9 protein-coding genes and 2 pseudogenes are annotated in these 14524 nt (G+C 37.4%); 6 read left to right on the top strand and 5 right to left on the bottom strand.

The window, feature by feature from the left end:
* Positions 1–222 precede the first annotated feature (222 nt).
* Positions 223–1962, bottom strand: a complete 1740-nt coding sequence (gene ctaD / locus F6K23_RS13555) for a cytochrome c oxidase subunit I (protein ID WP_293155942.1) — start codon at positions 1960–1962, stop codon at positions 223–225.
* A 442-nt stretch (positions 1963–2404) separates the two neighbouring features.
* Positions 2405–3424, bottom strand: a complete 1020-nt coding sequence (locus F6K23_RS13550; RefSeq protein ID WP_293155939.1) for a cytochrome c oxidase subunit II — start codon at positions 3422–3424, stop codon at positions 2405–2407.
* A gap of 900 nt (positions 3425–4324) precedes the next feature.
* Here F6K23_RS13550 and F6K23_RS13545 point away from each other — a divergent pair.
* The 3 genes from F6K23_RS13545 to F6K23_RS13535 all read left to right on the top strand — a co-directional run bounded on the left by F6K23_RS13545 (position 4325) and on the right by F6K23_RS13535 (position 7587).
* On the top strand, positions 4325–5239 hold the full coding sequence (locus tag F6K23_RS13545) for a heme A synthase (RefSeq protein WP_293155936.1): 915 nt from the start codon (positions 4325–4327) through the stop codon (positions 5237–5239).
* A 569-nt stretch (positions 5240–5808) separates the two neighbouring features.
* A complete protein-coding gene (locus F6K23_RS13540; protein WP_293155933.1) occupies positions 5809–6795 on the top strand; it encodes a heme o synthase in 987 nt (328 codons plus the stop codon).
* Between the two features lie 318 nt (positions 6796–7113).
* Positions 7114–7587: a hypothetical protein gene (locus F6K23_RS13535; RefSeq protein ID WP_293155930.1), complete on the top strand. Its 474-nt coding sequence runs from the start codon at positions 7114–7116 to the stop codon at positions 7585–7587.
* A 622-nt stretch (positions 7588–8209) separates the two neighbouring features.
* Here the strand turns inward: F6K23_RS13535 and F6K23_RS13530 are convergent.
* Positions 8210–9313, bottom strand: coding sequence for a DUF6745 domain-containing protein (locus F6K23_RS13530; protein ID WP_293155927.1), 1104 nt, complete (start codon positions 9311–9313; stop codon positions 8210–8212).
* A 560-nt stretch (positions 9314–9873) separates the two neighbouring features.
* Between F6K23_RS13530 and F6K23_RS13525 the strand changes: the two are divergent.
* A pseudogene (locus tag F6K23_RS13525) lies at positions 9874–10721 on the top strand (IS630 family transposase).
* Between the two features lie 180 nt (positions 10722–10901).
* Here F6K23_RS13525 and F6K23_RS13520 read toward each other — a convergent pair.
* Both F6K23_RS13520 and ilvN read right to left on the bottom strand, forming a co-directional pair.
* The gene (locus F6K23_RS13520; RefSeq protein ID WP_293155924.1) at positions 10902–12086 is read right to left on the bottom strand and encodes a CAP domain-containing protein; all 1185 of its coding nucleotides are present in this window, start codon (positions 12084–12086) and stop codon (positions 10902–10904) included.
* Positions 12087–12709: 623 nt separating this feature from the next.
* A pseudogene (gene ilvN / locus F6K23_RS13515) lies at positions 12710–13046 on the bottom strand (acetolactate synthase small subunit); the annotation flags it as partial.
* 668 nt (positions 13047–13714) lie between these two features.
* Here ilvN and F6K23_RS13510 point away from each other — a divergent pair.
* Together F6K23_RS13510 and F6K23_RS13505 are read left to right on the top strand one after the other, a co-directional pair.
* On the top strand, positions 13715–13855 hold the full coding sequence (locus tag F6K23_RS13510) for a hypothetical protein (protein ID WP_293155921.1): 141 nt from the start codon (positions 13715–13717) through the stop codon (positions 13853–13855).
* Positions 13856–14259: 404 nt separating this feature from the next.
* Entirely contained in the window at positions 14260–14373 is a 114-nt protein-coding gene (locus F6K23_RS13505) for a transposase family protein (protein ID WP_293156155.1), read from the top strand.
* Positions 14374–14524: the final 151 nt, after the last annotated feature.

Genomic DNA, 14524 nt, shown 5'->3' with positions numbered 1-14524 from the left:
GATGGCGAGGAGACCTCGCCATATCTAATCGACCAAGAGAAAAGAAATAATATTTCCTTAAGTAGGTAGGCGTGAATAAACGTCACTATGTAACAAAATGTTTATGCCGTCAAAACCCTTGAGATTGCTTCCTTCCACGCTGTTACCGTCGCAATGACATAGTTGTAAATTTTCTCACCTACCTACTTATATTCAATTCCGTAGCTGATAGCTGATAGCTAGTTAATTCTGAGAATCATCGTTAAAGGATGAAGACTCAGCTTCAGATACAGGTACCCCTGTTTCCTTTACTTTAGAACTTCCTTGTGAAATTAGCTTGAAGCGCTCTCGAATACCAAGAGTCTTCTTAGAGCCAAAATCATAAGGACCATAAGTAACTACTGGCAACACTTCCCAGTTTTCGATTATAGGAGGTGAGCTAGTTGTCCACTCCAAGGATAAACCGCCCCAAGGATTACCATCAGCTTTTGGTCCGTACATCCAACTCCAAACCATGTTGATGAAGAATGGAATTACAGACAGGCCAAGAATAATTGATCCATAAGTACAGATGTGGTTAATAGCTTCAAACTGAGGGTCATACATAGCAATACGACGTGGCATTCCTTGTAAACCCAATTGGTGCATGGGTAAGAAAGTGAGGTTTGTACCAATTAAAGTCAGGACAAAGTGAACCCGACCCCAGGTTTCGTTGTACATCCGACCTGTCATTTTGGGGAACCAGTGATAGATACCTGCATATAGACCAAATACTGAACCACCAAATAAAACGTAATGGAAGTGAGCTACTACATAATAACTGTCATGGACATGAACGTCGAAGGGAGCTGTTCCCATAGTTACACCACTTAGTCCACCCATAACGAACATTGCTAATAGACCAATGGCAAACAGCATCCCACTTGTATAGCGGATTTTTCCGCCCCAGAGAGTGGCTACCCAACTAAAGATTTTGACTCCGGTGGGAACTGCCACAATTAGAGTTGAGATGGTGAAGAACATCCGCATCCAAGGAGGAGTTCCACTGGTGAACATATGGTGTACCCATACAAACAAACCTACTACGCAAATAGCGAGACTGGAGTAGGCGATCGCTTTATAACCAAATATGCCTTTGCGTGCATGAACGGGAATAACCTCTGAAAGAATGCCAAAAATTGGCAGAATCATCAGATAAACTGCAGGGTGAGAATAGAACCAGAATAAGTGCTGGTAGATGACCACATCACCGCCCATCTCTGGTTTAAAGAAGCCGGTGCCAAAGTTGATATCAAATAATAAAAGTACTAAACCTGCTGCTAAGACAGGAGTTGAGCATAGTGCCAAAACGGAAGTAGCTAAGATTGCCCAGCAGAATAGAGGTAGTTGTTCCCACTTCATACTAGGAACTTTCATTTTGAGGATGGTGACGATAAAGTTTAGCGCACCCATTATGGAGGAAGTTCCCACTAATACGATGCAGAGAATCCAAAAAGTTTGTCCGATGTTATTAGTAATAAGGCTGAGTGGTGGATAAGCTGTCCATCCGCTTTGTGCCCCTCCAAAAGCCAAACTAGCAATTAAGAATACTCCAGCAACTGGGTTGAGCCAGAAGGCGATCGCATTGAGGTTAGGAAATGCCATGTCTCTAGCTCCCACCATTAGGGGGACCAGATAGTTGCCAAAACCTCCAATGGCAGCAGGCACGATCCATAGGAAAATCATAATCGTGCCGTGATTTGTCAGGAAGGAGTTGTAAACATTTGGGTCGAGAAAGTCTGCATCTGGCGTGTAGAGTTCCGCACGCATAGCCATGGCCATGAGACCACCGACGAGATAAAAGATGAAGGCGGTAACCAGATATTGAATGCCGATTACCTTGTGGTCTATGTTATAGCCGAAGTAGTGATACCATTTCCATGCCTCCGGATGTGCTTTTTCCGGTTGTGGTTTGGTTTCTAAAGGAATTTGTGTTTGTGTCATCTGTAAATTCTTTTGACAATTACGAATTAATTAGTGAAGTTCTCCTACATCAAATCAAAGATTATGATGTAGGTTTCCCAACCTCACGGATAGGGCTTTCTGTTTTGCTGGCGCAACGCTGCGCGTTACATGTCGCGGAGCGAAACATAGGGAGTGCAACCACTTAACCCTCTGCAGACAGAGACGATGAGACCCACCGCCTTTTTGTAAAGTTGGGGAGGTTGAACTCATTTTTTTTTACCTTTGGAGCTGACTCCTCCCCAACTCTTCCGTTCTTAGAAACCTACGATTATCTATATAAATCTATGATTTTCTCTAAACAATCTGTTCTATTCCTGCTTCAACCTGGCAACGTCGGCGTTATCCAGTCCACAGGCTGTCACGGACGTTCGCGCTAGCGTTGCGGAGCAAACTGCCCGCCATAGCTAATAGTAGTTCTAGTCTAGTTTGGGTGAATTTGATTTAATGTTTCGGAATCGATACCCATTTCATTAGCATAAGGGCTAAGATACTCCGATTCTGATAAATCAGCAGTATTTACTGCTACAGCTTGATTCAACTGTGGTTGCTCGGCAAAAGTATTTTCTTTTATCCAAGCTTCATACTCTTCTTGAGTTTCAACAATTACTTGTGTTCTCATCGCTCCGTGGTAAGCACCGCAAAGTTCTGCACAATATACTGGATATTCTCCAGTTTTAGTAGCTACGAACCGGAGTTGGGTCTTTTTACCAGGAATTGCATCTTGCTTCAAACGGAAAGCAGGTATCCAGAAAGCATGAATAACATCATCAGCAGAAAGGTTGATTTGTATATCCTTGTTGACAGGAATATGGAGTTCCCCTGCTAAAACACCACTTTCGGGATAGGTCATCAGCCATCCATACTGAATTCCTGTGATATCAACGACTACATCTGCCGGGTTTGCTCCTGCTTCAGGAGCTGCTCCAAAGCCATATTTGCTCCCTTCTTTTGTAGCTACTTCTTCTGACTCCATTCCTTCAGCGTCTGCTATTAGGGGAGCTGCCAGAGCTGAACCTGGCTTCACTGTTTGAAGTTCGGATGAAGAAACATGAGCTACTTTTGTTCCTGCTGGGTCGAATCCACCCATCTGTCTATATACATCTACACTGTAGATACCAAGACCAATCACAATTATGGATGGAATTGCCGTCCAAAATATTTCTAATGGTAAATTTTCCCTAAAGGGAGCGCCATCACTATCATCTCCTTCACGTCTACGAAATTTAATTGCAGAGAAGACGATTGTTCCTTCTACCACTAGAAATAAAGCTGCTGCTATAGTAAACATGACATCAAAAAAACCATCCACCAGAGGAGCTTGTACTGATGCTTGCTCTGGTAATAGACCATGATTTTGACCTAACCACACGCTAATTATGGTAACTATTATACCAACTACTAGGGTGATTACTGAGACTGGTATTTTTTCTTTTTCTTCCATATATATATTACCTCTTTAACTTAGTCTTTCTCCCGTTCTACTAAACTTATCCAAACTTACCCACACCGGAATTGCATGAGCTTTGGAGCTAGCTTCCTGCTTCCCAGAAGACCACTGACCGCAGTCTGCAACTTATCTTCAAGAGCAGGCTTAAATTCGCTTGAAACTCAAGCTACTGATACAAACAGTTATTTGAAGTTGACAGCAGCGTTAAAATCTCTGTCAGCTTGAAAAACCCTAGTCTACCTAGAGGATTGTTTGACTTTTTGTCATACTCAACTATATAAGTTAAACTAAGTGCCTACTCATAATTTAGATACAATTGTTACTGTTTATAAAAATTATAGATTATCTTAGTTTTTCCTACATTTCTCTGGAGAAAGTTTATACTATTTTAACTATTTTCCTCAAAAATTACCCCACAGTTTGTATAAATAAAGTTACATTGAATATGTACTCTTAAATTGCATACTTTGAATTTATTAATTTATTAGAAATTAAAGAAAAAGTTAAGAATGAAATTTCGGGAAAATTAGTAACAAATAGAACAGTAAACTGTAAAGAAAATTAAAATCAGAAAACTTTCTAAAGCACAACAAATCTTCAGATAGTATCCCTTATAGTAACAAAAATCAGACGCATTAATAATTGTCAGATGTTAACTAGCTATCAGCATTTAGCATTTCCGTACCGGAATGCTCCGCAAACAGCTATCAGCTAAAAATTTGAGGGTTTAATTCACCTAACTACCTAACTATATGTTAAAAAGCCCGTGCTGCCTGTTAATAGGGATTTTATCCTCCATCAGACAAGCAACTAGAAGCTGATTGCTAATAGCTGAGTGCTGACTGCTACTTCAATAATTTAGCAAGATTTTAGATTCAAGCCAATAAAAATCCTATGGCCAATTCTGTTTTAAATAACAATACAATTATTCCCTCTCAGTCTCCAGCACGCGATCGCATTCGTGGGTTGGTTTGGAAACTATGTATAGCGACCCTACTACTAATGGCTATTGGCAGTGCTACCAGGGTTATGAATGCTGGTTTAGCCTGTCCTGACTGGCCCTTGTGTTATGGTAAATTAGTACCAATGGCACAGATGAATCTACAAGTATTTTTAGAGTGGTTTCATCGACTAGATGCCAGCTTAATTGGCTTTGGCGCGATCGCTCTTATGGGCTTATCATGGTGGCATAGACAAGAATTACCAGGTTGGCTACCTTGGGCATCCACCTTTGCTCTAGGACTAATAGTTTTTCAAGGCGTACTCGGTGGATTAACTGTTACAGAACTGTTACGCTTTGATATTGTCACCGCTCACCTTGGTACTGCTTTGCTATATTTTATGACTCTATTAGTTATAGGTATATCAATGATGCCATACACAGGTACGGGCAATGTTGGTAAACTACCTTGGATAGGATTAACTGCTGCAATTTTAGTTTATTTACAAAGTTTACTCGGTGGGTTAGTTGCTTCTCAGTGGGCGTTGCATCAATGTTTTGGAGTGGCGGAACTTTGTAAAATAATGAATAGTCATATTGCTGGTGTTGTTCCTCCGACTTTAGCAACATTAATATTGGTAGTAATGGCGTGGCGCACCTCTGCCTTACATCCGCTGCTGCGAAAGTTAGCAAACTGGGCTGGTTTATTAGTATTAGCTCAGATAGGTTTGGGAGTTATGACCTTCCGGTTACGTCTACAAATTGAGTTATTAACCGTATCTCATCAAGCCGTAGGAGCAGCATTACTGGGAACTTTAGTAGCGTTTACTGTTATTGCTTTACGCGATCGACAATTTGCAAAAGCTTAAAAAAGCGGTCAGCACTCAGTACTCAGCAGTCAGGAGTAAACGTTTAGAAGGGGATTGAAACCCTTTTCTAAACCTTACGGTTTATAGACTGGGGATTTAAACCCAGACCTATAAAAGCTGATAGCTGTTTGCGGAGCATTCCGTCAGGAAATGCTAAAAGCTAGTTAATTGTTAACATGGATACAGTAATATACCCCTCTTTTATGAGTTATTAGATTACAGGACTTACGCAAATTCACCTTGAAAACTATGTAGGGGCGAATGGCATTGGCTAGCGCCAAGCTCCGAATTGTGTCCTCACTGTATTTAGTGTCCGTTTACAACACTGTCAGCTATCGGTGAGGAACATAACTAGCGGGCAAGATGCCGGACCTACAATAACTTTACCATTTGTGAGCTGTAGATTGTTTGCCCGAAATGTGCTGTATAAATATTCAACCGGACTAAATTTTTCAAACTGACTAACACCACAAATTAACTGGTACTAATATCCGTTTTTATTTGCTCATAAACTTTAGACTACGGAAACAAAAATCAGTTAAAACACAAAATTAACAAACTAAGAATCTATGCAAGAAGTTATTTCTCATCGTCTTCCACGACGCCATGATAATATCTTACAAGTACTCAAAAGCTATTATCAACTAACAAAACCTAGAATTATTCTACTGCTACTGATTACAACAGCAGCCGGAATGTGGTTGGGAGCAAAAGGAGAAGTCTCTCCCCTTCTATTATTCGTGACATTAATAGGTGGTGCATTAGCTTCTGGTTCAGCTAACGCTATCAACTGCATCTATGACAGCGATATTGACTATATTATGGAGCGTACTCGCTGGCGTCCTATTCCTTCTGGGAGAGTCAAACCTCGCGATGCTTTAATTTTTGCATTCATTCTAGCAGCTACATCATTTACTTTGCTCACAGTATTTGCTAATTTACTAGCAGCACTGTTGGCAATGTCTGGAATAGTTTTTTATGTTGGTATTTACACCCATTGGTTAAAACGTCACAGCGTACAAAATATTGTAATTGGCGGTGCTGCTGGTGCTATTCCCCCATTAGTAGGTTGGGCCGCGGTGACAGGGGAGCTGAGTTGGGCAGCTTGGTTGTTGTTTGCCATCATCTTTATTTGGACTCCACCTCATTTTTGGGCTTTGGCAATCTATATTCGCGATGAATATAAAGAAGTTGGCGTGCCAATGTTACCTGTGATTGAAGGAGATGAGGAAACAGCCAAACAAATTTGGGTTTACACTCTGATTTTGGTTCCGATGACTTTGTTGCTAGTTTATCCGTTGCACGCGAGTGGAGCTGTTTATGCAATATTAGCAACTCTCCTTGGTGGAGTCTTTATCCAGAAAGCTTGGCTATTATTAAAAGAGCCTTCTAATAGAGATGTAGCGCGATCGCTATTCAAATATTCCATCTACTACATGATGTTATTGTGTTTAGTAATGGTGATTGACAGTTTACCTTTTACTCGTGGAATTACTACTGTTGTTGCGGATAATTTTCAGACTTTGATTAGTAGTGCTATGGCAATATTATCTTAGTTGTAATTAAACAGTAATTAAACAATAAAATCTTGTTTGAGGTAGGCATTTTGCCTGCCTTTTAGTTTGACAATTTGTAGTTTGATAAAGACCAATAATTAAGTTATAATAGTAAGTTTAGGACTTACACAGTAGAACCTATTTCCGTCATTGCGACCCATAGGGAAGCAATCTCAAATGCTACTTTTTCGTACCTCGTGCGTAAGTCTTGATAAATTGACGATAATATCAGACTTTTAGCTATTGGACACCTCCTGCAATTTGTAAAAAGGAGAGCAACTTAAATATTTAGATCAACAACTTCAATCTTGGTATGATATGTCAATAGAATATGCTTTAGAAATTTACGATCAAAAAAGGCAATACATTTCTATTATATTATCTGTAATAGTTGTTTTGATGTTCAATATTGACACAGTAAACATTATCGATAATTTATCAAAAAGCGAAATTACCTCAACTCTAAGTAATAAAATAACGGAAGTAATAGTCTCAAATTCTGAATCAAATTCATGTTCGCAGGTCAATGAGGATACCGAATTTCAAACTTGTATTCAAGAACAATTCGCTACAACTTTTATGGCTTTGGATGGAATTGATAATTTGCCAATTGGATGGAATTTTTCACAACCACTCAAAGAACAGTTTACACCCTTGAGTTTTTCTTATATTATTAAAGCCGTTACAGGATGGATTATAAGTATTATTGCGATTTCTCAGGGAGCGCCTTTTTGGTTTGGAATTCTGAATAATTTAATTAATTTTAAATCAAATAGATCGGCAAAAAATTAATGTAGTGTTAGCAACTTACCTCAGTGCAATTTTTATATCATGTGCCCCCTTCGGGGGAGCTACGCTTACGGTAAAACAGTTATAATAGGGCTTCGTAGTTTTGCTCATGCCCTAATATCAAACCCGGTAGCATCGGTGTTATATCATGTCCGAAGGCAATCGTTTGTGTAAAAGTTAGCGTGGATATCTACAGGGAATTTAAGTTTTTTTCTTGTCTTAAGCCTTCCTGCCTTCCGGAGCTGTTGCCTACCTTTGCTATACAATACCGATGCTACCGGACATGATATTATTCAGTGTTAAAGATAAGAGTCTATATTGTAGGGGCGCCATTCGGAGCTTTGCGGAACGCAAATGGCCATATAGCCTGACGGAAAAAGTAGCAGCACAGCTAAGTTTAGATTTAGCCAAGGTTGCTAGGGAAGTGTTGATGCTTCCACAGCGATATGGGTTGGATAATCTGACTAAAAAATATCGTAAGCAGTGTTTTGCGTGGCAATAGCGTCCGCACCCATCACATCCACTTAGAATCCAGGGTGTTTTAACCCCTGGAGACATTAAAGGCGTTGCATAATCTATAGGGGAGTGCTTTCAGACCGCAGAGGATGTCAATTAGATGATATTGCTAAGTTTGTATATAAAATTCTTCTGGATAAATTCCCCAATTTACCCAACTAATAGCTTCTTTCGCCGAGTGTATATCAGGAGGTACCCTTAAAGTATGAATATTTCCCGTGCTTGGACAAATCATTTTTAAGATTAATATTGGCTCAATATCGGCATCATCATCTATTCTTAAGAGAGTATATTCTTGCCATGTATCTATTTCTAAAGTTTGTAAATCTTGGCAAATTTTCTCATAACCAATTTCTTGAATTAAGACTCGTCTGAGTTCAGCATTTTTTGTAGACAAAAGCCATTTTGCTTCCCATTTTTGGGGAGATAATATTCCATATTCTTCTGGTAGTCTCACACCATGATTAGCATATAAACTATAACCATCAGCAAATTCAATTGCTGGTTTGCCTTCAGCGTGGGGGCGATATTCATCATCCAAGAATAACTTTCTAGGGCGATCGCAAATAATACACAGATGTCTCAAAGGATATATCCAACCACAGTTTCTGACAATAGACTCTAATACTTGCCAGTCATTTGAATTATAATCACAATTAATAACAGAAATACAAAAATCTATCCAAGCGACATAACTACTCCATAATTCTGTGGGAATAGGATAACTCCACAAGCACAACAACTTAATGGAAATTTCAGAAATTATTTCTTGCCATTTTTCTTCTATTTGAGAGTAAAGAATATGACTCCAAAGTTCCTCTGGTTTTAATGACTCTTCTGTTAATGAACTATCAGTATCTTCCCGAATTTTGCTATCTATTTCTTCACATAATTTATCGGTAATTTGCAACTTTAGTTGTTCTCTCAAAAGTTGCCATCTATCTCCGAAAATGTGACGATGACCATAGTCATCTTTGCTTTCCCATCGCTGCCAAATTACACTAAGCAGAGTGTTAAAAGCTGCATAGGGGCTTTCACAAAAAAGAATCTCTGGATTTGGATCGCCCATTAAATTGTAGGCTAACTGAATCGCTTTAGTAGCTTTTTGACGATTAATAGGTTGGGTAGAATGTGCTATTGTATGCCACTTTTTTCGATACACTCGAATCAGAGCTTCTTGCTCAGGTGTTAGTGTAGTAATCAGTTTTTTCATCAAAAATAATTAGGTATTGGTGAATTAGTATATGATACTAATCTTAATTATTGAGTCTTCACTCCTCACTCCTCAGTCCTCAGGAGGGAAGAAAGAAGAACAAACAGTAGTAGAAGGAGAAAGTTTTTTGTTCGCGCTTTTATTTTTGATAGATTAAATTCTAGATTTATCCAAAGTCATTATTATTGAGTCCTCACTCCTCACTCCTCAGTCCTCAGGAGGGAAGAAAGAAGAACAAACAGTAGTAGAAGGAAAAAGTTTTTTGTTCGCGCTTTTATTTTTGATAGATTAAATTCTAGATTTATCCAAAGTCATTAGACATCTCTAATAATAAAAAATAAAATCAATTATTTCCCCCTACTCTCTATTCCTTACTCCCTACTCCCTCATTTGGTGGAGATGTCTATTAATATTATTCACAATTTCAATGTATCATACCAAATTTAAAAAAGAATATTACAAATAAACTGGCTCTTCTACAATTAATAATTATAGTCATTATGAATAAGAGTGGTACAATATAAAGAGTAAAATATAAACCAGAATAAATCATTTAAAGAATGTCTTACAGTCTAGATTTACGAACAAGAGTCATTGATTATATTGAACACGGAGGAAGTATTTTATCGGCTGCCAGAATCTATAAAGTGGGACGTTCTACAATATATCGGTGGCTAGCAAGAGTGGATTTAAAACCGACAAAAGTCACAAGACGTCGGCGAAAACTAGATTGGCAGGCATTAGAACAAGATGTGAAAGAAAATCCAGATTTTAGATTGTGCGATCGCGCTGTTAAGTTTGGAGTTAATATTAGTTCAATTGGTTATGCGTTGCATCAAATGAAAATCACACAAAAAAAAAGAATTAAGGTATCGACAAAGAAATAGACTTGAAAGAATAAAGTACTATAAATTACTGAGAGAATCGATCAAAAATTATGGTATATAAAGCCTTGTATATATTGACGAGAGTGGATTTGAGTCAGTTCAAGAATGTCTAGCAAGCCTGGTCAAAAAGAGGGAAAAAAGTCAGAGGGGACAAACAAGGCAAAAGAAAAAAAAGAGAAAACTTGGTGGCAGGAAGAAGAAAAATAAAAAAAGTATAAATAGCCCCAATGATTTTTGAAGGAAGCTTAAATGCTGTTGGATTCTCCGGATGGCTAGAACAATATTTATTACCATCACTTGAGCAAAAATCAGTCCTAATAATGGACAATGCACCAATTCACAGAAAAACGCTGATTAGGGAATTAGTCAATAGCCAAGGACATGAAGTTATATTTCTCCCTAAATACTCTCCAGATTTAAATGATATAGAACACGACTTTGGTGCATTAAAAAAGAAAAGAATGTACGAAGGAAAAGATAAATCCATTGATGATATTATTCGAGATTATTGCGTCTCTTAGTGTCCCAATATTATTCAGAATAACTATAATAATTAATAATTAATAATTACCTTTCCTTCAAAACGGATAGGATTGACTCAAAGGAAAATTTTTCTTTATTTTCTCCTTAAAAGGGGAAGCTTTAAACCACAATTTTTCGGTAAATAATTAATAATTAATAACTAACAATTAATAATTTACCTAATACTTAACCCCTACCACCGACCACCGACCACCGACCAANTCACCCCCAGCATCAGTAGTTCGCACAGTAATATTATGATTCGCATCACTTTCAAAATCCAATCCAGAACTATCAGAAACAACTATTTGGTCTCCATCTAAACCAAAACGACCATCAGCATCATCTAACAATTGATAACTGTGAGTATCCCCAGCATCAGGGTCATCAGTAGTTAAATTACCTACCACTGTATTATTAACACTATTTTCAGCAATAGAATTGTTATCTATTTGTACTGCGGTGGGAGGATTATTGGTGGGAGTAGATGGAGGTAAGTTGTCGCTAACTACATCTTGTTTAACGTTTTCGGAACCAACAGTAACTTGATAAGTTGCTGTATCATCTGCCTGACCATCCCCATCAAGATCCCCAGAGAAGGTAACATCGTAAGTCGCATTTGGACTTACATCTAAACTATAACCACCTGCATCCCAAGTAGTAGTTGTGAAAGTATTAGCACTATTGGCAGTATCAACTGCTGTAACTGTTATGCCGCCTATTCCTTCACCAACTGTATAGAAATCGTCATTATTAACTGCATCAGTGTAGGCAACACCTGTAATAAATGGGCCGCCCGCGTCAGAATAGGCAAAGTTTTGGGCACTCATCACTGCGTTAAAAGTTCTGCCACCAGAAGTAAACAGGCCTTGTAGTGAAGAAATTCCTATTTCCTGGAAGTTAGGGTTCATCAGACTTACACGATGACCTCTATTAGGGTAGTCTTTGTCAATAAACAAGTTTTCGTAGTTTTTCCTCACAAATCCGGTGAAGTCTACAAAACCTGTTGTTCCAAACCAAGCAAGGTTTTCCCCATTACCAGAGGGGTTTGTGAATGTATACCCCGCAGCTTGCATACGTTGTCTGGAGTTTGTACCACCTTCTCCTGAGTGTTGAAATTTGTTCTCATCTAGTAACCATTGAGCGTGACCTTCAGCAGCAGTATTCAGGTTCAGATTAAATGCTAAAGGTTGTTTTGCATCAGTGGAGATTGTATCTTGTTCGGGAACTCCTTGATTTAGGTCTCCATCTCTTCCATTTATTCCATCTAGATAACGATCTGCTGCTGCTTGAGGAGCTGCTCGATCTCTGTTGATCAATTCGAGCATATATTGGTCTTGAGCAGAAGGAAGTGTAGTAGCCATGGTTTGTTGTGTTGTAAATTTAAACGACAGTAGTTGAAAAATAGGGATAATTTCCCTTGTCAACTCCAGTTTTTAGTAATTAAATATTGCTCGAAAAGTTAGCCTAATCATGTAGTTAAAATTCAGAATTAATTGAAATAATTTAACTACTTGATTTGTGTTTTAAGAACAAGCAATTATTTAATTTACTATCTAGCTCTACATGGAACTTTGTAAAGTTCCGGGAGTAATTTTGTAATATCAAAAAGTTAGTATTTTTGTCTTAAGTGAAAACACTAATTATTGATTTTTTTCAACCTAAAAATCGTATTTTAAGCAATATTACCGTGGGATATCCTTAAGGAAATTGTTAGTCGATATATTTAATGAACAAAAAAAAATATTCTTAATAAAAAAAGTAATTTTTTCTAATGAGGTTGCACTCAAAAAAGGAGTAATTACTTAAGATAGAATATTTAATTGAAAAAAATTAGGATTATAACTAAAATTAAATCAGTAAAATATCAAGGTAAGTTAGGTTTTGAAAGAGAAAAGTAGTAGTCTTAGAAATGAGAGAAAAGCTTAAATTATCATTCCTGATCCTATAGGATTAACCCTTTCCTAATTAACATCCTAGAAAATACTTACATTTTTACTTCCAAAGCTCTCAGTTTTAGGAACTCAGTATTAACTCCAGACTCACGAGTTAAAGCAATTTTACCTGTCCTAGCAATTTCACGGATAGCATATTTAGCAAGCATTTGGACAATGGCAAATTTTTTCTGGGTCTCTTACTACTTCAATAGTTAATGAGTCCTCACCTAAGTCTACTACCCGCGCCCGAAAAATATTTGCAATCTCAACCACTTCCGATCGCATATTTGTAGTAGCATTAATCTTGAGTAACATTAACTCTCGTTCCACACAGGGAATGGCAGTAATATATTGTACTTTCAAAGCATTACAGCGCTTTTCAAGTTGATGAACCACATCTTCACAAACAAAACCTTGTAGGGACGTTCCATGGAACGTCCCTACTGTGGTCTACCCAAATGAAAACCGCTGTAACTAGCTATCAGCGCTTCAGCTATCAGCGCTTCAGCCTAAAAATTTGCGCATACATATAATTCTGTTTGTAGAGCACTCCGGACCGAAAAGCTTGGGTTCAAATCCCCGCGCGAGCTTGTAGCTTAATTTTAGGAGGGTTCATTAATTGATAATTGATAATGGATAATTGATAATTGATAATTACCTCTGGTTAAAACCGCTCTTGATTGAATATAAGGAGATATTATTTCTTTATTTTCCCCTTAAAAGGGGAAGCTTTAAACCAGAATCATTTAATGATTAATAATTAATAATTAATAATTCGGTAATATCAAATCCGGTAGCATCGGTTTCAACAATGAATAATGAATAATGAATAATGAATAATGAATAATGAATAATGAATAATGAATAATGAATAATGAATAATGAATAATGAATAATGAATAATGAATAATGAATAATGAATAATGAATAATGAATAATTACCTCTCCTTGAAAAGAAGAGGATTGACAAAGAGATGAAAATTTTTTTTATTATCCCCTTAAAAGGGGAGGCGCATACCCACAACTTTTCGGTCATTAGATCAAGAGGGTAGGGAGTGTGGGAAGGGTGGAAAGTTTGGGGAGATGGGGAGATCAAGAAATATTTGGTAATGGTTGAAGATGGAACATTTTTTTATACCGAATTAAACGGATTTGATATAAAACATCCCCAGATCCTAAATAGACATCTCCAATAATAAAAAATAAAATCAATTATCCCACATAAATTCTCAATTCTTTCCCCCTACTCCCTACTCCCTTTTTTCTGGAGATGTTTAATAGACATCTCCAAAATAAAATTTAATGTAAAATTGTAGTAGCCAATTATATATACGCTGTGGCCAATGAACCAAGTATTAGAATATATTTATAACCATCCACTCATAAACAAAGAGAATTATTGGCATTACAGACAAACAACTAATAAAATTAATAGAAAATGCTCAAAAAATTGAATAAAAGAAAAGACAAGGGATGATGCTCCGCAACGCTAGCGCGAACGCCAGCCTACGAAAAAAGATTAATCAAACAAGGAGGAGGAAGGAAAAAATCTTTAAATCATAGGGAAGAAATAATTTTGACCTTGTATTATTTGCATCATATGCCTACCTTGAAATTACTAGGGATAATTTTTGGAGTAAGTGAATCAACAGCAAATAATATATTTCATTATTGGATAGATATTTTTCGGGAATTATTACCAGCAAGTTTATGAGAACAAGCTTAGGAAAAAACAATCAGAATATTTATGGATTAAAGAAATATTAACAGAACTAGAATTGATTGTAGATAGTACAGCAACATTGTAGAGAAAGACCTGGTGAGGACCACAAACAAAAAAAATATTACTCAGGGAAACAAAAAAA

Source organism: Okeania sp. SIO2C9, assembly GCF_010672455.1.
Lineage (GTDB): Bacteria > Cyanobacteriota > Cyanobacteriia > Cyanobacteriales > Microcoleaceae > Okeania.
The sequence above is the reverse complement of the archived record's forward strand: the minus strand, read 5'-3'. Positions and strand labels throughout refer to the sequence as shown.